Here is a 23,221-nt window from a genome sequence, read left to right on the forward strand (position 1 = left end):
TTGCATAGTATGAACTTTGACGAAAATTGCAATCAATGATTTACAAGCGCAGCAACGTGGACTTAACTTTTTCAGTGAAAATCCCGTTAAAAACGACGAGAAAGATCAATTTCCCAACTGAATAGTCATTAAATAAGGGTTCGAAGTGAGCGAGCAGAAACAATCTCTTAGCTATAAAGATGCCGGTGTTGATATCGATGCAGGTAATGCCTTAGTTGAAAACATCAAAGGTGCGGTAAAACGTACTCAACGTCCTGAAGTGATGGGCGGTTTGGGCGGCTTTGGCGCCGTGTGTCAATTACCGACTGGCTACAAAGAGCCGGTTCTTATCTCAGGTACTGACGGCGTTGGTACGAAATTACGTCTTGCCATCGACCTGAAAAAGCACGACACCGTAGGTATCGATTTGGTAGCTATGTGTGTAAACGACTTGCTCGTTCAAGGTGCTGAGCCTCTGTTCTTCCTTGATTATTACGCAACGGGTAAATTGGAAGTAGACGTTGCTTCTGATGTTGTTGCTGGTATTGCTGAAGGTTGTGTGCAATCTGGCTGTGCTTTAGTTGGTGGTGAAACCGCGGAAATGCCAGGTATGTATCACGCTGGTGATTACGATATCGCTGGTTTCTGCGTTGGTGTTGCGGAAAAGTCTGAACTGATTACCGGTGAAGACGTTGCCGCAGGCGACCAGTTAATCGCCCTTGCCTCTTCAGGTCCTCACTCAAACGGATTCTCTCTGATTCGTAAAGTATTGGAAGTAAACAATACGGATACCAGCGAATTGCTAGCGGGCAAATCGATTGCTGAACACTTACTTGAGCCGACCAAGATTTACGTTAAATCTACCCTTGCTCTTTTAAAAGACGTTAAAGTAAATGCCCTTTCTCACATCACAGGTGGTGGTTTCTGGGAAAATATTCCTCGCGTATTACCAGCCGGCAGCAAAGCTGTTATCGATGGTTCAAGCTGGCAGTGGCCTGAAATATTCAACTGGCTTCAGGAAAAAGGCAACATCACTGAGCATGAGATGTACCGCACCTTCAACTGTGGTGTTGGTATGATCTTAGCGGTTCCTGCCGATAAGCTTGAGCAGAGCTTAGAAATCCTGAAAGCCCAGGGCGAAAATGCATGGCACATCGGTGCGATTGCCGACGCTGCTGAAGGTGACGAGCAGGTGGTAATCAAATAAATGTCCGGAAACAAACGAATTGTCGTTCTGATTTCGGGCAGTGGCAGCAACTTGCAGGCAATCATTGATGCCTGCAATGCTGAGCAAATCGAAGGCGATGTTGTTGGGGTTATCTCTAACATCGCTGACGCTTATGGCTTAACCCGCGCCGAAAATGCCGGCATCGCCAATGAAGTGCTATCACACAAAGAGTTTGCCAGCCGCGAAACCTACGATCAAAACCTGATGAAGTGCATTGATGCCTACCAACCCGATTTAGTGGTACTGGCAGGTTTTATGCGCATTCTAACCCCAGAGTTTGTGCAACATTATCTGGGCAAGTTGTTAAACATCCACCCTTCACTGCTGCCTAAATACCAAGGGCTTAACACCCATCAACGTGCGATTGATGCCGGTGATAAAACTCATGGTGTAAGTGTGCATTTTGTTACTGAAGAGCTGGACGGTGGTCCGGTTATTCTGCAGGCAAAAGTTCCGGTATTTGAAGGTGATGAAGCATCGGATTTAGCCGCTCGGGTTCATGAGCAGGAACATCGCATTTATCCTCTGGTTGTGAATTGGTTTTGCCAGGAGCGCTTAACAATGGCTGAAAATTGTGCCATCCTTGATGGTAAGCCCCTTGCCGAAAATGGCTATGCCAATGAAGAATAAGGTTTTTAAGTTAAAAGCTTAAGCCGATTTGTTTCAATAAAAATTGAACTTCCTTTCATTGGTATTTTCCAACGTAATAGCAAATACCAATAGTTAAGGAGCACCTATGCCGCAAATGACCAACAAAACTCGTGGTTCGAAGCCCATTTTTTGTTTTCTGTCTTCTCTCGTGCTCCTTTCATTCTCTGCATATTCCCAGCAAGCTTCCGAGAATCAATCTAATGATATGGTTAGTACCATTCCCGACTTCGTGGCCAAGTATAATATTGTCCATGGTGGCGATATCGTCGGTAAAGCGACACGAGCTTTAGTTAATCATGATGATGGTTCCGTAGAATTTAGTTACGAAACCAAAATCAAATGGCTAATCCTCAAAGATAAGCGCAAAGAAATTACCACCAATAAAATTGAAGATGGCCGAGTTATCCCGCTCACCTATGAATCAATTCGTGAAGGTACCGGTAAAGATAAGTATTACCACTGGCAGTTTGATAAAGAAAATTCTCAGGCAACGGATCTGAAAAAAGAGAAAACCGTCGATATAAAGTGGCCTGAAGGGTTACAAAGCAAACTCAGCTTTCACTTACAATCTCGTTTTAACTTAATTAACGGCATTGACCGTTACCGTTTTCCCATCCTGTCGACCTCAGGAAAAATTCGCGAGTACGAATTTGAATACGTCGGTGAAGAAGAACTCATGCTGCCATACGGATTAGTTGATACGGTGAAGCTTCGTCGTCGAAAAAATGACGAGAAAGTCACCTACGCCTGGTTTGCACCAAAGCTGAATTACCTTCTAGTCAAACTGCATCAAATCGAAGGCAGCTATCAACAAGTCCAGGCCGAACTTGTCAGCCTGGAACAGTCTGAAGAAGAAGCTGACGACGCCATAGCGCCTATCGATAGACGTTAATTTTCAGCACGTTTAGGGGGCGGTGCTAGTCAAAGATGTACAAACCGACCCCACCAATGGCTGTACTGATGTGTCCATTGGGATGAACGTAAAACCGTGGCTCTGAGTATAACTTTATTGGCACTTTCCAAATTGTTTTGCCTGTTAACTTATCAACTAACCGTGGGTCGCTACCAACAATAAATTTATGTCTGCATTGAGTGTCATTCGGTAAACAACTCGACTTTGAATCAAAAAAGTCAGACGGAAAATTTGAGGTAGTAGCATCAAGAAATGGCGGTAATGTCTCGTAATTCCAGGTTAATGAATCAAGAATGACAAAAGCCCCTGCGTTCACCCGCGGATAAATTACTAGCTCTAGCTGTTCATCATTGTCATATTGTATGAATTCAATTTGACCAAGATCATCACTTTCCAATCCCCAGTTATTATCGCTGGCATCCCAAAGCATGGTAAATTCTTGATTTTCTATTGTGTGCACGCCCGGAGGGTGGAAGCTGGTAATAAGAAGAGCATCAAACACGCTAGGGGTTACCTTGGTTAGATGCAAATGGTATTCGTTTATGACATGGATAATGTTGCCGCTCTTATCATCTATTAGTAACATCCCCAATCTTGATAAAGCTACCATATTTCCCATCTTCACTTGAAAGTCCATTAAATTACGGCTGGAATAATGGTCAATTGGTTGTGTTCGCCAGATTAAGGCTCCAGTATTCGTGTATTTGTTTATTGATTTTTCAGCGTTCGTTCCTGACTCCACATAATAGAAATGTTGTCCGTTAGTTACATGCGAGCCAATAATTTTACCATGCGATGCCCCATATATCGGTGCTGCTAAGGTCCGTGTGAGCTTCTCACGGCCTTTACTAAACTCTCCAATACGCGCATCATTAAAATCGTAATTTCGATATATAGAAACCTCGCTTCCATTAAAATCAGATATATGATTGTTCATTGTCATATCAAGAAAAGACGATTTCATTGTATACTCAATGCTCATTTGATCACCTTCAATGGAATACGCAGATATCAGGTTTTCTGTCCCGGTATTGTCGTAAGATTCGGTGGTGAATTTATATAACAATATCTCATCAAAGCCGTCACCGTCGATATCAAAGGCACTGATTACCTGGTCCGTATTAATATTTACTGGTGCCTTTACAATGGTTTTATCAACACTTCCATCAATGTTTACACTAAAAGAAATCCAGATGTGTTTATTAAAATCGTAGAATAATATTTCCGTATCTGATTGATTATCCAGATTAACGCTAAGCCTATCCCGGTGAAGTTTTATTTCCTCAGTTAAAGGCGTATATTTAACCTGACCATTTTCCCAGGATAGTAGCACCAAGATCCCGTCGTAACCATGAGCCAACACATGGCAACTCTCAGAGCCATTTATCAGCACAGACACTGCGATAGTTAACTCTGTGCTTGCAATTGTCTCCCCTTTATCAAAGCTATAAATTTCATGTCGGGCAATAAATTCATCCATACCATCGCCATCAAAATCACATAGTGTTACACCATACTCTGGGGCATTCGTTACCTCGTATAACTTTTTAAAGTCAAAAGTGCTATATACAATAGGGTCTGTTTGAAAAGCTTTATCGCGATAGCCGACCAATTCGATGGCGCCATCACTGTTAACGTCTTTGAAATCGATTTTCGCCCAGTTGTCAAAGTTCGCAGAACCGATTAATTCCAGAGCTTGCGTAGCCTCGCTTAGCCGCCATAATTGATAAGGAGTTTGACCAATATAATCGGGGTTATCAGACACAAAAAAGTGATATAGCCCGTCGGTTAATTTCGCGCTTGCACGGTATTCAAAGTGTACGGGTATCGCCCGAAATGGCGAGGAAACTTGAATGTGGTTATTTTCATCCAAGGAAAGCTGAAAAGCTCTATCACCACTAATCACAGCCTCTTTGGTAGAATCGATTTTAAAAGCAAAGTTGTTATCGCCCCAGTCTCTAAAACCAGGGATCGGAGGTAACAAAGTATGATATTGATTGGGGTGCAGGCTTTTAACTGTCACGGCTTGCTCAATCGTTGATGTTTTATCTCGATTGTATGCATCTACTGCAAAATTGACGGTTAAATCACGACTGAAATCCGGTACATTAGCCTCCCAGGTCACCAGCCCTCCCGGGGAGATATGCATACCGGGTGGTCCATAGGATAGTCGAAAATGGATCGGACCATCATAGATATCATTCATGGGTGTCACCGTGAAGTCGACCGGATCATCAACAAAAGCGTATTCTTGCATTGTATTAATCCGAAGTATGGGACTGCCCTGCTTTACATAAAAATCCTGAGTAATAACGTCTGAGTTTCCAACACTGTCACTGACCTCTAATTGCAAAGTATAATTTCCAGGTAAGTCTGCAAATAATGAAGCCGAATTGTTACCCTCCAAATAAGCTAAAGAATCATCAGGTTTGCTCAATAATGACCATCGATAGATGATTGGTTCTAGATCGGGATCGTAAGATCCTTGGGTTGACAGCAAAAATTCAGTATCTCTCTCTCCGCTGGCTTTGGCTGCGTGGATCATAGCTACCGGCTGATCATTAATTTCATCAAAAAAACTATTAGGTATGTTGTCTAAATCAATGTAAACCGGAACAAAATTATCGTCATACTGATAATAGATAGATTTTTGCAAAGAAATATTTACATCAAATTGGTTGTTCGACTGAAAACTTATAGTTTGATGTCTATCAGCCAATGAAGAAGTATTAATACGGATTAAGCCAAATTCTGAAAAATATATGTCACCATCGAAGCTAGTAAAATTAAAGTTTTCTTCTTCGCTGATGACGAAATCGTCAAAATAAAATTGTTGTTCAGCACTTGCGATTAAAATTTGCGCGGAAGAGGTAAGTTTGTTCTCAACACCTTGCTTCCTAGTTTTGACATAACCATTTATCGACAATAACTCTTGGTTCGTCCCCTCTAAAATGGTTAAATCGACAATGACGTCTTTTTCAAGAATGTAGCCGTCAGCAGAAAGTTCAATGACATGGACATCGACACTACCATCAAAAGTTACCCCTTCAATCAAACAGTCCGAATACGTTACCTGCAAATGTTCACCCTTGACGATTTCTGCCGTTTCCACGTTTCCTGATGAACAAAAAATGTCCTCAGAGGTAGTGCCAGAATTCTCTATCGGAAGAAGAAAAAATTGCCACTTTGAATCTCCATAGATAATGGTTTGAATTAGATCGATGAATAAAGTTACGTCGAGAATGATTTCGGAGGCTTCTTGCTGCGGAATTTCAAATAGATTAGTGGCTCCGGTATAGTTTGGCTTTTGTAGCGTGTAAATGTTATTCCCGGTTTGCCGTACCTTGTCACCACCATCTCCGCCACCACAGCCGATGAGAACAAATATTGGAACCATTGCTACATATCGTAAGACCAAGCTAATTGCTTGAAATTTAGCTGTCATGTAAATCGCGATCCCTGCGTCAAGAAATATTACTTTTCAATATAGCAGCAGGTATTGATAACCTCATAATTTTTATAAGCTTTTCGGCCAAATAGTCACTAATTACTACAACGATTCCTAAAATTATCTAATCCTTGTTGCGTTGTTTAATCCTCTCGCCGTGCTTGAACAATATGGCTTCGCCTTTGGCCATCTTGTGCCAGGACTCATCATTAGTAAGCGGTTGTGTGGCAATAATGGTTACCACATCATCGGGTGTGGTTTCCTCTTTAAAATCCACCAGCATTTCAGTGTCAATTAACTTCGCTGGGCCAAACGGCGCACGGCGCGTTATCCAATGCAAATTGGTATCGCAATAGCAAAACAGGAACTCGCCATCGGACATAATGGTATTAAACACACCATATTGATTAATCTGCTTGCAAAGCGAGGTTAGGAATTCGAACAGTATCAACGTTTCTGGTTTCTCACGACCAAACTTGTTCATCAATTGTTCGAGGATAAAGCAAAATATTTGTTCGCTATCACTCTCCCCGACGGCTTCATGCCAGGAAGTATCAAGGGCTTGTTCATAGTCTTTGAGTTGACCATTGTGGGCAAAGGTAATGTTGCGTCCCCACAACTGGCGCACAAATGGATGAGTGTTTTCCAGCGATACGCGGCCAACATTCGCCTGACGAATATGACAAATCACTGCTTCACTTTTAATGGGATAATCTTTTACTAACTTGGCGACTCGAGAAGTTGCGCTTGGCAGAGGATCGCGAAAGGTTCTGCAACCTTTCCCTTCATAAAAGGTTATTCCCCAACCGTCCTTATGGGGGCCAGTCTTACCGCCCCGCTCTATCAGTCCGGTAAAACTAAAAACAATATCGGTTGGTACATTGGCACTCATTGCCAATAATTCACACATCTAAAAACACCTTTTGCTCGTATAATCCAGGTATAAATCAAAGCAAAAATTTAACACTGTAAACATGCGATTTACACTTTTATCTTTATTTTTGCAAAGAAGCTTAAAATAAGCATTGAAAACCTGAAGTTTTATAATTATCCTTTAACTGAGTGGTCAGACCTCTAGACAAGTTAAGGAGCTATTGTGGAGTATCTCATTTGGTGGGCAGCCTTTGCTGCTATCACGACCTACCTTGCTTATACCCGTGCATCTCTTGGGATGTTTACATTGGGTTATGCAGTCCTGTTAGTAGTAGGCAGTATTTTTGACGTTACCGGCTTAATGAGTTGGGTAATTTTCGCTGCGTTGGCTGTGCCGTTAAACGTAGCCAGCATTCGTAAACAACTTATCAGTGGCAAAATCCTGAAAGTTTTCCGCAAGATCATGCCGGAAATGTCATCCACTGAGCGTGAAGCTATCAATGCCGGTACTACCTGGTTTGAAGCGGATCTGTTCAAAGGTGATCCTGATTGGCAGAAAATGCACAACTATCCGCAACCTCGCCTGAGCGCTGAAGAACAAGCGTTTCTGGACGGTCCGGTTGAAGAAGTTTGTCGCATGTGTGATGACTGGGAAACCACTCATGAACTCACCGATCTTACGCCTGAAGTGTGGCAGTACCTGAAGGACAACAAGTTCTTCGCGATGATCATCAAAAAGCAATACGGCGGTTTAGAATTCAGCGCTTACGCCCAGTCTCGCGTATTGCAAAAGCTTTCCAGTGTATCTGCGGTACTTTCAAGTACAGTAGGTGTTCCAAACTCGTTAGGCCCGGGAGAGTTGTTACAACACTATGGTACTAAAGAGCAGCAAGACTACTATTTGCCGCGTCTTGTTAATGGTGAAGAAATTCCATGTTTCGCCCTGACTTCTCCGGAAGCAGGTTCTGATGCCGGTGCAATTCCAGATTACGGGATTGTTTGTAAAGGCGAGTTCGAAGGTAAAGAGGTGTTGGGCATGCGCCTTACCTGGAACAAGCGTTACATAACACTGGCACCAGTTGCGACCATTTTAGGTCTGGCGTTTAAACTACGCGACCCAGACGGTCTAATCGGTGATACCGAAGATTTAGGCATTACCTGTGCATTGATCCCAACCGATATCGAAGGAGTGGTCACTGGTCGTCGTCACTTTCCACTGAACGTGACGTTCCAGAATGGTCCTACTCAAGGTAACGACGTATTCGTACCACTAGATTTCATCATTGGTGGTAAAGAAATGGCTGGTCAAGGCTGGCGTATGCTGGTTGAGTGTTTGTCGGTTGGTCGTGCAATCACCCTACCTTCAAATTCAGCGGGTGGTGTAAAAACTGCCGCTTTGGCTACCGGAGCTTACGCACACATTCGTCGCCAATTCAAACTACCTATCGGTAAAATGGAAGGTATTGAAGAAGCCATGGGTCGTATCGGTGGGAATGCTTATCTGATGGATGCGGTAACAACCATGTCTACCGGTGCTATCGATTTAGGTGAAAAACCGTCGGTTATTTCAGCTATCTGTAAATATCATCTAACCGAGAAAATGCGTGACAGTATCATTGATGCCATGGATATTCACGGTGGTAAGGGTGTATGTTTAGGTCCAAATAACTATCTTGGCCGTGGTTACCAGGGTGCGCCTATCGCTATCACAGTAGAAGGTGCAAACATCCTGACCCGTAACATGATCATCTATGGTCAAGGTGCAATCCGCTGTCATCCTTATGTATTGGCAGAAATGGAAGCTGCAGCGAACCCAGATTTCAACAAAGCGTTAGACGATTTCGATAAAGCCCTATTTGGCCATATTGGATTTACTATCTCTAACATGGTTCGTTCAATCTGGTTCTCACTAACCGGTGCACGCTTCAAGAAATCGCCGTACAACGATAAAACCAAACGTTATTATCAGTTGCTAACTCGTTTTAGCTCAAACATGGCGTTCTTATCAGATTTTTCAATGGCCGCTCTAGGTGGTGATTTGAAACGTCGTGAGCGTATCTCAGCTCGTCTTGGAGACATCCTGAGTTACATGTACCTTGCATCAGCAACTCTAAAACGTTTTAACGATGAAGGTCGTCAAAAAGAAGACGAAGCACTAATGATGTGGGCGGTAGAAGATAGCCTGTTCAAGACTCAGCAAGCGATTGATGAGTTGATCAGCAACTTCCCTAACCCAGTATTCGCTGCCCTGTTCCGTTTAGTGGTACTACCGTTTGGTCGTCACTTAACTAAGCCTTCAGACAAGCTTGATCACAAAATTGCGAAAATCATGCAAACTCCAGGTGCAGCCCGTGACCGTCTAGGTGCTGGTCAGTATCTGAATAAAGAAGATGGCAACATCTTAGGTAAGCTTGAACTCACTCTTGATAACGTGATTAAGAGCGAAGCGATCATCGCTAAGATCTCTAAGCAAGCTGGTAAGCGTATCCCTCTTATCAACCTAGATAAGTTAGCAGAAGAAGCGCTTGAGAATGGCTGGATTGATGATACCGAAGCACAACAACTTCGTATCACCGAAGAAGGTCGTCTACAAACCATTAACGTTGATGATTTTGACCCAATTGATTTAGTGGTAGACAAAGAACGTTACCTTAAAATCAAAGAAGGTAAGAAAGACGTTAAAGCAGCTTAACTTCTGCTTGGTTCAGATGAAAAAGGCGCTTAAAGCGCCTTTTTTTATGTCTTATCAAAACCTTAATAAGAAACTTAGCACATTACTTTCTTTATAGAATTGAATTGGTTACTATGATTTTCGTAACTCATCACAACAAAAGAGAGTCAACATGCGCGCTTTAAAGCTTTTCGCCTTAATTTTACTATTATCCGGTTGTTCCAACGTTCGTATTTCCAGCAACACCGGAGATTGGGTGGAAACGGGATTTCGCGCAGGAAAGGTTGAAACATACAGCTTCGAAGAATTGATGAGTTACAACCACAGATACTTAGGATCTCTCAACGAAGAATACTGCCATACCGACAAAATTGAGCCTGCTCCGTCGTTTAAACATCTGGAAAGACAATTAAAAGCCGATGCCCAGGAGCTCGGCGGCAACGCCATCGTATTCGACCCTTGCGAAAGACTCAGCAATTACGGTAGCTGCACAACACTATTGCGGTGCCATGCTACCGCTTATGCCATCGATTTTGACGGAGTTTAAAATCACTAACAAAGGCGCTAAATTAGCGCCTTTTTGCAATCCAAGATGGCAGTGCACAGAATTCAGAATTAAGATAACGTCTACCTTCTGCCATCTGTCGTCTGCCGTCTATTCTAACCGACCTGCGTTTCCGCAAACTCTTTAAACTGCTCCATATAACGGTTCGATTGTTTCTTAAACATCCCCGGCATGAGCATCATCATTAATTTCACAAAGCCACTGCACTTAAATTCATTCTTCACTACCCAGCGAGTTTGGTTTTCAGAAATTGAAATAAATGAATTATCAACCAGATTCCAGACATTATCGGTTTCGTAAACGCCACTGAATTGCTCAGGAAGGTGCTTAACGGTAATGGTTTCGGTCATCGCAATTTCCTTATTGCCCATGCGATAAAGTAACCTCGATTCTGTGCCCTCTTCTCCGGGTTTACCACTAATGGTTTCAAAGCTGATGAGATCCGGCTGCCATTTTTTTAGATTGTGGGGGTTATCGAATAACTCGATAACTCTATCGATAGGTAGAGCGATATCAATTTCTAAGGTGTATTTCATTCCATTAAGCCTTTCAAGGGTATGATTTAACTATAATTGAGGCCTGTTAAAGCGCAAGAATCACCAGAAACTCTCTTCGCTAATCAGCGGATCAGATGCAAGTAATATTTGAAACACCAGACGATAGTTATGGAAGTTGAGGAAAGTCTAAAAATAAAGGAGCGATCTAACGAACGCTCCTGTTGCCTCACAAGTTAGTAAGGGTTTGTCGGTGTGTAATAGTTGTTCTGACGACCATCAATTGACACGTTAATAACCGCGCCATTGTGTTGCCAGTTACTCAGGTTAATCGTATCTCCAGACGTTAATTTAATACGCTCTACATTTTCATAGATAACCGGTGAGCCACAGCTTAACTGGGTTCTCTGGGTACTCGCTGTTTCGCGAAATACGTATACCGCACCGCTACCATCAACCTGGCTTGCACCATCACTGTTAACGAATAATGAGGTATTTTCATCGGCAGAAATCACCTTAGCATTGGCACTTTGATGACCAAGGAACACGATAGAGCGAGCCATACGATCACGCTCGGCAAAGTGGGTGTCGGTTACCACATTAGCGAGCAAGCTGTTGTTAAAAACTCCACCGCTAAAGTTAATCGTCTCATGGCAAAAATCCGTAACCACTTCATCAGAAATTGCGCCAAGAATGCCATCAGGATCGTAAACCGTGCCGCCCAACAGCGCCATACCGGCAGAGGTACCGCCAACAACGCCGCCTTTATCATAAACGTGCTGTAACGAGTTCTGAAGCTCGGTGCCCTGCCACTGATTCAGATAGTCAGCCTGATCACCGCCAGCAATAAACACAAATTCGGCGCTTTTTATCACCCAATTTACATAATCGCTATTAGCAAGCGTGCGAGAATCAACTAACAAGGTATTTACCGAATCGGCATTTAGCAAACCATTTAAATAGTCGTTGTAGCCGTCACTACCTGAGGTACGAATGATCACCACATCCATATCGGCACTGATATGAGGTAATACCCGGTTAGAAAATGCAGCATCGACATCACTGCCGCCGCCCATCAACAAGGTTGCACCCTGGCCCTGAGTAAGAGAGCCGCAGGCATCACCTGCATTACCGGTTAACCAACTTGATAATGCGCCCGGTGCCGATGGTATATCACCATAGCCACAGTCTTCGCTCGGCGGTGGCGGAGGGGTTGAGCCTTCAGGGAAGCTTACATCTAAATCATACCAACCTCGGCCCGAATATCGGGTCACCTTAATAAAGTAATTTCCCCCAGGAACCGAAATGCTTCCCTGCTCGGGAATATTTGAGGTTTCGCGGGCAATTAATGCGCCGCCGGTCTCACCATACAAGGCCCAGTCAAAATCATCACTGCGATGGTGATTCAAACTTACACTCACGGTGCCGTTATCTGCAGTTGTGAATTCAAACCAGTCAATATCATTGCGGCTGCTGTTACCGGCAATCGTGGTATCTGAACAGGTTATTGGCGTTGCTTGAGACTCGGAATCATTAGGTTCAGATTCCGCTTGCGTACAAGCTAGGGTTGAGGTTGAAAAGAACAGGGTTAGAAGTAGTGACGTTACAATCGTTTTGTTTTTATTATTCATTTGATGTTACCTAACAAAAAATCAAAAAGTACCCCGCGCCAAAACAGGCACAGAGAGAGTGTGATTTGATAAAAACGTTAGGTGGCTATTCGTCGAACCATTCGCTTAAATGGTATTCGGACGAACATTCATGTAGGTCACTAGGGGCAGCAAAAACACATACAGTCATTGATTTCTCCTAGTTAATTAGTGAAGTGTTCAATACTGTTGTATCACAGTCACGGGAATTGTAAAAGTTTGGTTAACAGCCTGGCTTTGATATTTGCGCGAAATTTTTTCATCCGTACCGACACCTTAGGCGATTAGGTACCGTTAGCGCAGTGAGCGAAACTAGACGGTTTTGCGTTTCCAAAAGCGTTTTTCAACCATTCGAATATTGCTACAGGATTTTAATTCTTGTAGATTTTGCTATCCATTTTCCTTGAATGTTTAAATTTCTTGGGGGGAAGAAATGAAGACTTTAGGCTAAGCCAAATGTCCCTGTTATTTTTCTATTTACGAAACTCGTGCCGTTTAATGAATAAGACAACCGCCAATAAGGCTCCAAACAAAACCCCTACCGGTACCGATATTAATAAAACTACTGACGAGAAAACCCAAAACCTGAAAACCCCCTTTGAACGGTAGTCGGTAACATAGATGGCTACCAATGCGGCGATATATCCGGGCAAAGCTAGAATCAAGGCCATCACCATCGGCACTAAGGCAGTACTTATAGAGCTGGACATGATTTTCGGATCGCCTTTGCCATACAAAGTAATAGACTGATACAAGGAAATTATTTCTAACGTCGTAGCGATTAGGCCAAGTGCCGAAAACAGCATTAAAACACTGACCCAGGATAATACCTTTCCCAATACTTCATGTTTAGGCAAAGAGGTTGCGGCGGTTGCTAATTCACTATCTGGTGCGTGATACAGATTCATCACTTTATTCTACTACTCAGTGCATTGATGACTGGTATCAAACAGTGAGGTAAACAACATAGCGAACAATCCATTTATAATATGCTTACTGTTGTCGTCATCTCGGGCTTGCGACTGACTTCTTTCAGCGGATTCATAGGCACCATTAACGAAAACACAGGAGTTTTCTGCAACCTGAGTTGAGGTACACGCGGAAAGGGAAAGTGAGAGAAATGCGCAGAGTAATAGTTTTTTCATAAAATTCCTTTTACAAACAGACAACAAGCTGTGTAATAACCAGACTACCTTGCCAATGGTAAAAATCCAACAGTAACCCGTTAAAATCCATGGAAAAATATATTTGATTAGCGTTGTCGGTTGAGTTATCACTCGTCCAACAGAGAAATACGTGAGTACAATCGTGGCGTACTCACTCGCTTATCCGTCAAGATTCGGGTTAAACGAGAACGTCAGCCATTAATTGGCAGATTAATCCGTGTTTTTAGGCAGAATAATTCCTAAACCCTGCCAAAATTCCTCGGGGTAATCCAATTCTGGTTTTCCCACCCAACCTCTGATCACCGTCAACGTGTAACCTTCATTCACCTTGTTATATTTTACTGATTGCAGCGCTATTTGATCCCAATCACCGGTATATTTTAATTCGCTGAGGGAGTTAGGGTATTCACCAAAACGGAGCTTGTGTAGCTCTATTAAAGAAATTGCAGTTTTATAATGTTGGTCGCCAAATTGCTGATCCGCTTGCTTTTGTAAATCACATCCCGTCAGAATCAAAATAACAATGGCAAAGGGAAGTAGTAATTTTATTGTTGTAAATTTCATAAAGTTAAATCCAATTATTTCCTTTTGACATACACGTCGATTAAATGATCATACCCAGTTGTTAGCCACTTAAAACTTAAGGCTAATCAATAACGTTTTCTCAAATCCATTGCGCTCTAAACTAGCATCTTTAACCTCACGCCTCTACCGCAAACATTGAATCCCCCCAACCGCTGTACTAATGCCAGTTAACATAAATCGACAAAGCTGGCACTGGGAGTTGCGTTTATGGAATTTAATATATCGCAGAACTTAGTATATTATTTCAGTAATTTTTGATGATAAACAGGCAATTGATGAAAACTTTAGATGTTAAAAAAGTGGCGCTAATGAGCAACACAACACCGTTTGAGCCTATGTTGAACCTGTCAAAGGCACTCAATAGCGCTAAGCTATTTATCAAACGGGACGATTGCACTGGCCTCGCTACCGGCGGCAACAAAACCCGTAAATTAGAATATCTGGTTGCCGATGCACTCAAGAAAAACGCGACGATATTAGTCACCATTGGCGGCATTCAATCAAACCATGCCCGACAAACTGTCGCAGCCGCCAATAAATTTAATCTAAAGTGTGCACTGGTCCTTGAGAAAGTTCCCGGCACTGGTGGTGACGATTACCTACAAAGTGGCAATATGCTCTTGGATACCATTATGGGCACTGAGCCCCATATTGTGCCAGATGATAAGGATTGTCTGGAATACGCGTTGGCCTTAGTTGAACAACTCAAAGCGCAAGGCGAAGTGCCCTACTTTATCACTGTTGGCGGCTCTGATCCGATTGGTGCCTGTGGATACGTGGAATGCGCATTTGAGTTAATGGAGCAATGTAAGCAGCAGCAAATCAAATTGGATGCACTCATTCATGCCACTGGCAGTGCCGGAACCCAAGCCGGATTAATCGCCGGCATGGAGCTTTTAGGTGCTGATACTCGGGTCATTGGGGTATGCGTGAGTAAGCCTGAGACTGCGCAACGCGAATTAATCATCGACTTGTTAGAACCCATGAGCGAAGCGCTTGGTTTCGATTTACAATCCGCAATAAAACGCATTGACATTAAAGACCAGTATTATGGCGAGGGTTATGGGATCCCAACCACTGCTATGGTTGAAGCTGTAAAAACCCTGGCGAGGCATGAAGCAATTTTGCTCGACCCGGTTTACACAGGAAAAGCCATGGTTGGCATGTTGGACATGATCAACAATAACGAATTTTCAGCAGAACAAAATGTCGCCTTTTTACATACGGGTGGCAGTGTTGGGCTATTTGCTTATAAGGACTTATTCAAATAGTAAATGGGGTCACCCATCGATTACAAACGTCATTCAATGGTAACGCTTACTTAATGCATTGTATCCCAGTTATGTTTTAGTTATACGAAGCAGAAGTAACAACCCCAACATTATCGAAATTAATGTCACAAGAGATGATGTGAAAATGAAGCATACTACTATGAACAACGCGTTTACCCGTTTGAGAAGTTTCAACGTGATAGCCAGATAAATTCGCGGTATCCAATTGTTTGATAACCCTTGAATAACTATCACCTTGTTTGAAATTACCACAGAGAAAATAAATCTCTTTGCGTGCCTCATCAGCAAAAAAGGCGAAAACAGCGACCAAAATGACGCTTATACCAATCCCATTAAGTTTGTGCACAACTCAGAGTTAGGGCCGAGGTTCATTTACAACATAGATTTTATTGATATAGTCATTCTATATTAATGAAATATAGGGCAGTAAATGGGCCTCTCACTAACTCCCTACGGGTGAGTTTTAAAGGCGTTTATCCTGCGTTACTGATTTTGACAATGGAGTGACCATTCTCTGCAATCAAAGCCTTGTCTAAACGCCTTTAAATTCTCACTGAGTGAGCAATAATTTAATGGGATTGGTATTATCGCGGTGGCGAAGAGTATTCGACGAGATTTGTTATTCATGTTTGCGTTATCCCTAATACAAATAGTGACAAAAATGACCAGTGGTTACTAATGACTTGTTTTAATTAATAGGTAAAAACAAGCCAACGTTTTCATTCCCTGTTTCTGTATTCCTTAAAATAACTTTTTTCAAAACAACTTCAAACCTCAATAACGACCCTGACTAACACCATCCCTGGCACGTTCAGGATATGTAAAGGGATTTACAATATGTCGAGATATCATGAATGAAAATATCTCGACAAGATACATGGACGTATTGAATGTCGAGATATCATGGATGGTAATATCTCGACAAAGCTCATCATCCATGTGCAAACCCTCCCTTGCTACCATCCATGGTACGGGAGGAAAGATACATGGACGTATTGAATGTCGAGATATCATGGATGGTAATATCTCGACAAAGCTCATCATCCATGTGCAAACCCTCCCTTGCTACCATCCATGGTACGGGAGGATAAGCACGTCCATGTGCAAAAAAACGCCCCGGTACCGAAGTAGCGAGGCGTTTATTTAGAAACTTAGCGGTAGATTACCAACCAGTTTTCTCTTTAAGTGCTTTACCGATGTCAGCTAGTGAACGAACGGTTTTAACACCAGCAGCTTCAAGAGCCGCGAATTTCTCGTCAGCAGTACCTTTACCACCAGCGATGATAGCACCAGCGTGACCCATACGCTTGCCCGGAGGAGCAGTAACACCAGCGATGTATGAAACAACTGGCTTGGTCACGTTAGCTTTGATGTATTCCGCAGCTTCTTCTTCTGCAGTACCACCGATTTCACCGATCATTACGATAGCTTCTGTCTGGTCGTCGTTTTGGAACATTTCTAAAACGTCGATGAAGTTAGTACCTGGGATTGGGTCACCACCGATACCAACACAAGAAGACTGACCGAAACCAGCATCTGTCGTTTGCTTAACGGCTTCGTAAGTTAGTGTACCTGAACGAGATACGATACCAACTTTACCTGGCTTGTGGATGTGACCTGGCATGATACCAATCTTACATTCGCCCGGAGTGATAACACCTGGACAGTTAGGACCAATCATGCGAACGCCAGTTTCTTCAAGCTTAACTTTAACGTCAAGCATGTCTAGCGTAGGGATACCTTCAGTGATGGTAACGATTAGTTCGATGCCAGCGTCGATAGCTTCTAAGATTGCATCTTTACAGAAAGGTGCAGGAACGTAGATAACTGTTGCAGTAGCACCAGTAGCTTCAACGGCTTCACGAACCGTGTTGAATACTGGAAGACCTAAGTGCTCTTGACCGCCTTTACCAGGAGATACACCACCAACCATTTGCGTACCGTAGGCAATTGCTTGCTCGGAGTGGAAAGTACCTTGACCACCAGTGAAACCCTGACAGATTACCTTGGTATCTTTGTTAATTAATACAGACATTATTTGCCCTCCGCAGCAGCAACAACTTTCTCAGCAGCGTCAGTTAAAGACTCAGCTGCGATTACGTCAACGTTAGAGTTTGCTAGTACTTCACGACCAGCTTCTGCGTTAGTACCTTCTAAACGAACGACTACTGGAACGTTTACGCCAACTTCTTTAACGGCACCGATGATACCTTCAGCGATCATGTCACAACGAACGATACCACCGAAGATGTTTACTAGTACTGCTTTTACATTGTCGTCAGACAAGATGATTTTGAATGCTTCTGCAACACGCTCTTTCGTCGCGCCACCACCTACATCCAGGAAGTTTGCTGGCTTACCACCGTGAAGGTTCACGATATCCATGGTACCCATCGCAAGACCAGCACCGTTAACCATACAACCAACGTTACCGTCTAGTGCTACGTAGTTCAGTTCCCACTGAGCTGCGTGTGCTTCACGCTCGTCTTCCTGTGAAGGATCGTGCATGCCGCGGATTTTAGGCTGACGGTAAAGCGCGTTTGAATCTACGCCGATTTTGCCGTCTAGACAGTGAAGGTTACCTTCTTCGGTGATAACTAGAGGGTTGATTTCAAGTAATGCGAAATCGTGGTCGATGAACATGTTGCCAAGACCCATGAAGATCTTAACGAACTGCTTCATTTGTACTGGGTTAAGACCTAGTTTGAAGCCTAGTTCACGAGCCTGGTATGCTTGAGGACCAACTAGTGGATCGATAGCAGCTTTGTGGATCAGGTGCGGAGTTTCTTCTGCAACTGTCTCGATATCAACACCACCTTCGGTAGAAGCCATGAATACAACACGGCGAGTACCGCGGTCTACAACTGCACCTAAGTACAATTCGTTAGCGATATCGGTACAGCTCTCAACTAAGATCTTAGCAACTGGCTGACCGTTAGCGTCTGTTTGATAAGTAACTAAGTTCTTACCTAACCAGTGTTGTGCGAACTCTTTGATCTCGTCTTTCGTTTTTACTAGCTTAACACCGCCAGCCTTACCGCGGCCACCAGCGTGAACCTGAGCTTTAACCACCCACATATCGCCGCCGATTTTGTCAGCAGCTTCAGCAGCTTCCTGAGGGGTATCGCAAGCAAAGCCCTCTGAAACTGGTAAACCATATTCTGCGAATAATTGCTTCGCTTGATACTCATGCAAATTCATGGTGTTTTCCAATTATCAATATAGAAAAATAGCAGCGTTAACTGCCTGTAAAAAAATCGTTGCGAATTATAAACACTGTAAGGCACTAGTAACAGTCCCTTACAGTGAATCTTCCAACAAATTTTGGTTAAAAATTAGATGTCTAACAATAGGCGTGTTGGATCTTCTAGTAACTCTTTAATGGTTACCAGGAAACCAACAGATTCTTTACCATCGATTAGGCGATGATCATAAGAAAGTGCCAGGTACATCATTGGCAGGATTTCTACCTTACCATTTACCGCCATTGGACGATCCTGGATTTTGTGCATCCCAAGAATCGCAGTTTGCGGAAGGTTAAGGATAGGTGTAGAAAGCAATGAACCAAATACACCACCATTAGTAATGGTGAAGTTACCACCCTGCATTTCGTCCATGGTTAATTTACCATCGCGGCCTTTGATAGCCAGTTCACGAATGCCCTTCTCGATACCAGCCATACCTAGCTGGTCTGCATCACGCAATACTGGCGTTACCAAACCACGTGGTGTAGATACAGCAATCGATACGTCGAAGAAGTTGTGATACACAATATCATCGCCATCAATTGATGCGTTTACAGAAGGGAAACGCTTAAGCGCTTCAGTTACCGCTTTTACGTAGAAAGACATGAAGCCTAAACGCGCACCGTGGCGCTCTTCAAATACGTCTTTGTACTGCTTACGTAAATCCATGATTGGCTTCATGTTAACTTCGTTGAACGTGGTTAACATCGCCGTTGAATTCTTAGCCTCTAGAAGACGGTTAGCAATAGTCTTACGCAGACGTGTCATAGGAACACGTTTTTGGCTACGCTCGCCCTGAACTGCAACTGGAGCCGCGGCTGCAGGAGCTTCTTTCGCAGCTGGAGCTGCAGGCGCTTTCGCTTTTGCAAGGTGCGCTTCTACGTCTTCTTTAGAGATACGACCGCCTTTGCCAGTACCTTTAACCTGAGCGGCAGTTAAACCGTTCTCAGTAAGCATACGACGTACAGACGGGCTGGCAATTTCATCACCAGAAGCTTCAGCGCCAGCTGACTCTTCAGCAGCTGCTACCGGTGCAGAGGTTGCACCAGCGTTTAGCTGACCGATTAATTGCTCACCTAAAACCGTGTCGCCTTCAGCATGGATGATTTTACCAATCACGCCGTCTTCTTCAGCAACAACTTCTAAAACAACTTTGTCCGTTTCGATATCAACAAGGTTCTGATCACGACTTACCGCTTCACCTTCAGCAACATGCCAGGTAGAGATAGTTGCATCAGCAACAGACTCAGGAAGAACGGGAACCTTAATATCGATTACTTTGCCAGATGCCGTTGCAGCAGCTGGAGCTTCAGCTTTCGCAGGGGCTTCAGCGCTTGCTTCTTCCTTGGCTTCTTCTTTGGCTGGAGCAGCTTTGCTGTTACCTTCAGATAAAATCGCCAGTAATTGCTCACCAAGAACGGTTGCGCCTTCCTGCTCAAGAATTTCAGTAACCACACCGTCAGCTGGTGCTGGTACTTCCAACACAACTTTATCGGTTTCGATTTCTACTAATACCTGATCACGACTTACGGATTCACCCACTTCTACTTGCCAGGTCGCAACACTTGCATCGGCTACTGACTCTGGTAAAACGGGAACCTTAATTTCAGTTGTCATTAATTTATTCCTTACTCACAATTCTTTAACTGGCTTATTTTATCGTTAGCGCATCGTTAACCAATGCCTGCTGTTCTTTCACGTGCAATGACATGTAGCCTACAGCAGGAGCGGCGGAAGCTTTTCTGCCGGCGTAAGTTAGAGTGGCACCTTCTGGAATCGAATTCCTGAAGTGGTGCTGACTGCAATACCAAGCACCCTGGTTTTGCGGCTCTTCCTGACACCAGACGAAATCTTTAACGTTTGGATATTCGGCAATGATCGCCTTCAACTCTTCTTCCGGGAACGGATAAAGTTGTTCAATACGGACAATAGCGACCTTGTTTAACTCTTGCTTGCGACGTTGATCAAGCAATTCGTAGTAAACCTTACCGCTACACATCACGATGCGTTCGACTGCCTTTTTGTCTAATTCATCCACTTCACCGATAACGTTTTGGTAAATACCGGTTGCCAGATCTTCTAAAGAAGAAACCGCAAGAGGATGACGTAGTAATGATTTCGGTGACATCACAATCAGAGGACGACGCATAGGACGTACAACCTGACGGCGCAGCATATTAAACACCTGAGCAGGCGTTGATGGCACACAAACCTGCATATTGTGATCAGCACAAAGTTGCAAGAAACGCTCTAAACGAGCGGAAGAGTGCTCTGGTCCCTGCCCTTCATAACCATGAGGAAGCAAGATAGTCAGACCACATAAACGGCCCCACTTCTGTTCACCAGAAGATAAGAACTGGTCAAATACCACTTGCGCACCGTTAGCGAAATCACCAAACTGGGCTTCCCAGATAGTCAGGCCACTTGGCTCTGCGGTGGTATAACCGTATTCAAATGCCAGTACCGCAACTTCAGAAAGTACCGAGTCATAAACCTCAAACGGGCCCTGACCTTCACTAATGTTCTGCAATGGCAGATAGGTGCTGGCATCATCCTGGTTGTGAAGTACTGAGTGACGGTGGAAGAAAGTACCACGACCAGAATCCTGACCGGTAATACGAACGCGCTCGCCGCCATCAACAATCATTGCGTAAGCCAGGTTTTCCGCAAAGCCCCAGTCAAGAAGCTTCTCACCATTGGCCATTTTCACGCGATCGTCGTAAATCTTTTTAACACGGGACTGCAACTTGGTCTCGCTTGGGTAGCTGGAAATGCTCTTCGCCAAGGCTTTTAAATGATCAATATCGACTTTGTGGTCATATTCATCATCCCAGTCGTGGCCAAGGTATGGTGTCCAGTCTACGCTGTGCTCAGTCATTGGACGCCACTGTTCAACCGTACACTGACCTTCATCCAATAACTTGCGGTAGTAATCTACCATCTCTTTGTTTTTGCTTTCGGTCAGACGATTTTCAGCAATCATCTTGTCGGCAAATAACTGACGAGGTGTCTTGTGCTTTTTGATTTTCTGGTACATCAACGGCTGAGTTGCATTTGGCTCATCCGCTTCGTTATGACCGTGACGACGGTAACATACCAAATCAATTACCACATCGCGCTTGAACTTGTTACGGAAATCCAGAGCGATTTGCGTTGCAAGAACTACGGCTTCAGGATCATCACCATTAACATGGAAGATTGGCGCCTGAACCATTTTCGCAATGTCAGTACAGTATTCTGTTGAACGGGTATCTTCCGGATTAGACGTTGTAAAACCAACCTGGTTGTTAACAACGATACGGATAGTACCGCCAACTTTGTAAGCCCGAGCCTGAGACATGTTAAATGTCTCCTGAACCACACCCTGGCCTGCAATCGCACTATCACCGTGGATAGTGATTGGCAGTACTAAGTCGCCTTTATCGCAATCACGACGGTCAAGACGAGCACGCACAGAACCCATAACTACCGGGTTTACGATTTCAAGGTGAGATGGGTTAAAGGCTAGTGCCAGGTGAACATTACCGCCCGGAGTAATGAAATCTGAAGAGTAACCCTGGTGGTATTTCACATCACCAGAACCGATAACATCGATTTTCCCGGCGAATTCGTCAAATAGTTTGCTAGGGTTTTTACCCATCACGTTAACCAAAACGTTCAGGCGGCCACGGTGAGCCATACCTAATACAACTTCTTTGGTGCCGTGTTCACCAGCGCGGGTGATTAGGGCTTTTAACATTGGAATTAAGCTGTCGCCGCCTTCAAGGGAGAAGCGCTTAGCACCCGGGAATTTAGCGCCCAGGTATTTTTCCAGACCGTCAGCGGCAATTAGATCTTTTAAGATCTCTGTTTGCTGCTCAGCGGTGTAATTTGCTTTTGACTGCACCGACTCAAGACGTTGTTGAATCCAACGTTTCTCACGCGTCGACGTAATGTGCATGTACTCTGCACCAATCGAACCACAATAAGTCTTTTCAAGGGTTTCGTGGATGTCGCCAAGCTTCATCGCTTCCTGGCCTACAGCCAGTGATCCAACGTTAAACTCATTGTCGTATTCAGACTTAGATAACTCGTGGTGAGATAATTCCAGGTCACGAACGCGTGTGCGCTGCCACAAACCCAATGGGTCTAGATTGGCATTTTGGTGACCACGGAAACGATAGGCGTTAATTAATTGCAGAACACGAACCTGTTTGGTGTCAGCTGGAGCGCTTACAACCTTTTGAGGTCCGAGTTTGGCCAATTCACGAAACTGGTCGCGAATAACCGCATGATTAGTCTCTACCTTAACCCCATCCAGGGCCGGTAATTCGTCAAAAATTTTGCGCCACTCATCAGAGACAGAATGAGCGTTTTCTAAATAGGATTCGTATAGCTCTTCTATATAAGCGGCGTTATTTCCGCTTAAATGGGAAGACTCTAACCAAGCCTTCATTACACCTTCGGGCATTGCCTGTTCCTT

17 protein-coding genes are annotated in these 23,221 nt (G+C 43.8%); 6 read left to right on the top strand and 11 right to left on the bottom strand.

All coding sequences use genetic code 11. The annotated features are described in order from the left end of the window. Positions 1–145 precede the first annotated feature (145 nt). The 3 genes from purM to FNC98_RS09195 all read left to right on the top strand — a co-directional run bounded on the left by purM (position 146) and on the right by FNC98_RS09195 (position 2,750). Entirely contained in the window at positions 146–1,186 is a 1,041-nt protein-coding gene (gene purM / locus FNC98_RS09185; RefSeq protein ID WP_143580947.1) for a phosphoribosylformylglycinamidine cyclo-ligase, read from the top strand. Then, a complete protein-coding gene (gene purN, locus FNC98_RS09190; protein ID WP_143580948.1) occupies positions 1,187–1,837 on the top strand; it encodes a phosphoribosylglycinamide formyltransferase in 651 nt (216 codons plus the stop codon). Between the two features lie 106 nt (positions 1,838–1,943). Then, on the top strand, positions 1,944–2,750 hold the full coding sequence (locus FNC98_RS09195) for a DUF3108 domain-containing protein (RefSeq protein WP_143580949.1): 807 nt from the start codon (positions 1,944–1,946) through the stop codon (positions 2,748–2,750). 25 nt (positions 2,751–2,775) lie between these two features. Here FNC98_RS09195 and FNC98_RS09200 read toward each other — a convergent pair whose 3' ends face one another. Both FNC98_RS09200 and FNC98_RS09205 read right to left on the bottom strand, forming a co-directional pair. Continuing rightward, positions 2,776–6,216, bottom strand: a complete 3,441-nt coding sequence (locus FNC98_RS09200) for a hypothetical protein (protein WP_143580950.1) — start codon at positions 6,214–6,216, stop codon at positions 2,776–2,778. 127 nt (positions 6,217–6,343) lie between these two features. Continuing rightward, on the bottom strand, positions 6,344–7,129 hold the full coding sequence (locus FNC98_RS09205; RefSeq protein ID WP_143580951.1) for a class II glutamine amidotransferase: 786 nt from the start codon (positions 7,127–7,129) through the stop codon (positions 6,344–6,346). Positions 7,130–7,315: 186 nt separating this feature from the next. Here FNC98_RS09205 and fadE point away from each other — a divergent pair, with 186 nt between their 5' ends. Next, positions 7,316–9,784 carry an acyl-CoA dehydrogenase FadE gene (gene fadE, locus FNC98_RS09210; protein WP_143580952.1) on the top strand — a complete coding sequence of 823 codons (2,469 nt, stop codon included), beginning with the start codon at positions 7,316–7,318 and terminating at the stop codon, positions 9,782–9,784. Between the two features lie 151 nt (positions 9,785–9,935). Continuing rightward, positions 9,936–10,310, top strand: a complete 375-nt coding sequence (locus tag FNC98_RS09215; protein ID WP_143580953.1) for a hypothetical protein — start codon at positions 9,936–9,938, stop codon at positions 10,308–10,310. A 113-nt stretch (positions 10,311–10,423) separates the two neighbouring features. On the opposite strand, the gene FNC98_RS09220 is transcribed toward FNC98_RS09215, so the two are convergent. From FNC98_RS09220 to FNC98_RS09240, 5 genes are all read right to left on the bottom strand, one after another. Continuing rightward, positions 10,424–10,864 carry an SRPBCC family protein gene (locus tag FNC98_RS09220; protein ID WP_143580954.1) on the bottom strand — a complete coding sequence of 147 codons (441 nt, stop codon included), beginning with the start codon at positions 10,862–10,864 and terminating at the stop codon, positions 10,424–10,426. A 194-nt stretch (positions 10,865–11,058) separates the two neighbouring features. After that, a complete protein-coding gene (locus tag FNC98_RS09225; protein WP_143580955.1) occupies positions 11,059–12,453 on the bottom strand; it encodes a cyanophycinase in 1,395 nt (464 codons plus the stop codon). 491 nt (positions 12,454–12,944) lie between these two features. Then, on the bottom strand, positions 12,945–13,379 hold the full coding sequence (locus tag FNC98_RS09230; RefSeq protein ID WP_143580956.1) for a MotA/TolQ/ExbB proton channel family protein: 435 nt from the start codon (positions 13,377–13,379) through the stop codon (positions 12,945–12,947). Positions 13,380–13,391: 12 nt separating this feature from the next. Beyond that, positions 13,392–13,616: a hypothetical protein gene (locus FNC98_RS09235; RefSeq protein WP_143580957.1), complete on the bottom strand. Its 225-nt coding sequence runs from the start codon at positions 13,614–13,616 to the stop codon at positions 13,392–13,394. A 231-nt stretch (positions 13,617–13,847) separates the two neighbouring features. After that, positions 13,848–14,201 carry a hypothetical protein gene (locus tag FNC98_RS09240; RefSeq protein ID WP_143580958.1) on the bottom strand — a complete coding sequence of 118 codons (354 nt, stop codon included), beginning with the start codon at positions 14,199–14,201 and terminating at the stop codon, positions 13,848–13,850. Positions 14,202–14,497: 296 nt separating this feature from the next. Between FNC98_RS09240 and FNC98_RS09245 the strand changes: the two genes are divergently transcribed. Then, entirely contained in the window at positions 14,498–15,493 is a 996-nt protein-coding gene (locus FNC98_RS09245; RefSeq protein WP_185967919.1) for a D-cysteine desulfhydrase, read from the top strand. 1,183 nt (positions 15,494–16,676) lie between these two features. On the opposite strand, the gene sucD is transcribed toward FNC98_RS09245, so the two are convergent. From sucD to FNC98_RS09265, 4 genes are all read right to left on the bottom strand, one after another. Further along, the gene (gene sucD, locus FNC98_RS09250) at positions 16,677–17,549 is read right to left on the bottom strand and encodes a succinate--CoA ligase subunit alpha (protein WP_143580959.1); all 873 of its coding nucleotides are present in this window, start codon (positions 17,547–17,549) and stop codon (positions 16,677–16,679) included. Further along, positions 17,549–18,715 (bottom strand): ADP-forming succinate--CoA ligase subunit beta, encoded by a 1,167-nt coding sequence (gene sucC, locus FNC98_RS09255; RefSeq protein WP_143580960.1) that lies wholly within the window; start codon positions 18,713–18,715, stop codon positions 17,549–17,551. Before sucC ends, sucD begins: the two co-directional genes overlap by 1 nt. A gap of 134 nt (positions 18,716–18,849) precedes the next feature. After that, a complete protein-coding gene (gene odhB / locus FNC98_RS09260; protein ID WP_143580961.1) occupies positions 18,850–20,376 on the bottom strand; it encodes a 2-oxoglutarate dehydrogenase complex dihydrolipoyllysine-residue succinyltransferase in 1,527 nt (508 codons plus the stop codon). A gap of 34 nt (positions 20,377–20,410) precedes the next feature. Continuing rightward, positions 20,411–23,209 carry a 2-oxoglutarate dehydrogenase E1 component gene (locus FNC98_RS09265; RefSeq protein ID WP_143580962.1) on the bottom strand — a complete coding sequence of 933 codons (2,799 nt, stop codon included), beginning with the start codon at positions 23,207–23,209 and terminating at the stop codon, positions 20,411–20,413. Positions 23,210–23,221 lie beyond the last annotated feature (12 nt).

Origin of the sequence: Thalassotalea sp. PS06 (assembly GCF_007197775.1) — a bacterium.
GTDB lineage: Bacteria > Pseudomonadota > Gammaproteobacteria > Enterobacterales > Alteromonadaceae > Thalassotalea_A.

Excerpts from the sequence above, each read along its gene's own strand:
- FNC98_RS09245 (WP_185967919.1), top strand. The coding sequence starts at position 14,498 with ATGAAAACTTTAGATGTTAAAAAAGTGGCGCTAATGAGCAACACAACA.
- FNC98_RS09235 (WP_143580957.1), bottom strand. The coding sequence starts at position 13,616 with ATGAAAAAACTATTACTCTGCGCATTTCTCTCACTTTCCCTTTCCGCG.
- purN (WP_143580948.1), top strand. The coding sequence starts at position 1,187 with ATGTCCGGAAACAAACGAATTGTCGTTCTGATTTCGGGCAGTGGCAGC.
- sucC (WP_143580960.1), bottom strand. The coding sequence starts at position 18,715 with ATGAATTTGCATGAGTATCAAGCGAAGCAATTATTCGCAGAATATGGT.
- FNC98_RS09265 (WP_143580962.1), bottom strand. The coding sequence starts at position 23,209 with ATGCCCGAAGGTGTAATGAAGGCTTGGTTAGAGTCTTCCCATTTAAGC.
- FNC98_RS09205 (WP_143580951.1), bottom strand. The coding sequence starts at position 7,129 with ATGTGTGAATTATTGGCAATGAGTGCCAATGTACCAACCGATATTGTT.
- FNC98_RS09200 (WP_143580950.1), bottom strand. The coding sequence starts at position 6,216 with ATGACAGCTAAATTTCAAGCAATTAGCTTGGTCTTACGATATGTAGCA.
- FNC98_RS09225 (WP_143580955.1), bottom strand. The coding sequence starts at position 12,453 with ATGAATAATAAAAACAAAACGATTGTAACGTCACTACTTCTAACCCTG.
- FNC98_RS09240 (WP_143580958.1), bottom strand. The coding sequence starts at position 14,201 with ATGAAATTTACAACAATAAAATTACTACTTCCCTTTGCCATTGTTATT.
- FNC98_RS09195 (WP_143580949.1), top strand. The coding sequence starts at position 1,944 with ATGCCGCAAATGACCAACAAAACTCGTGGTTCGAAGCCCATTTTTTGT.
- FNC98_RS09230 (WP_143580956.1), bottom strand. The coding sequence starts at position 13,379 with ATGAATCTGTATCACGCACCAGATAGTGAATTAGCAACCGCCGCAACC.
- FNC98_RS09220 (WP_143580954.1), bottom strand. The coding sequence starts at position 10,864 with ATGAAATACACCTTAGAAATTGATATCGCTCTACCTATCGATAGAGTT.
- odhB (WP_143580961.1), bottom strand. The coding sequence starts at position 20,376 with ATGACAACTGAAATTAAGGTTCCCGTTTTACCAGAGTCAGTAGCCGAT.
- sucD (WP_143580959.1), bottom strand. The coding sequence starts at position 17,549 with ATGTCTGTATTAATTAACAAAGATACCAAGGTAATCTGTCAGGGTTTC.
- FNC98_RS09215 (WP_143580953.1), top strand. The coding sequence starts at position 9,936 with ATGCGCGCTTTAAAGCTTTTCGCCTTAATTTTACTATTATCCGGTTGT.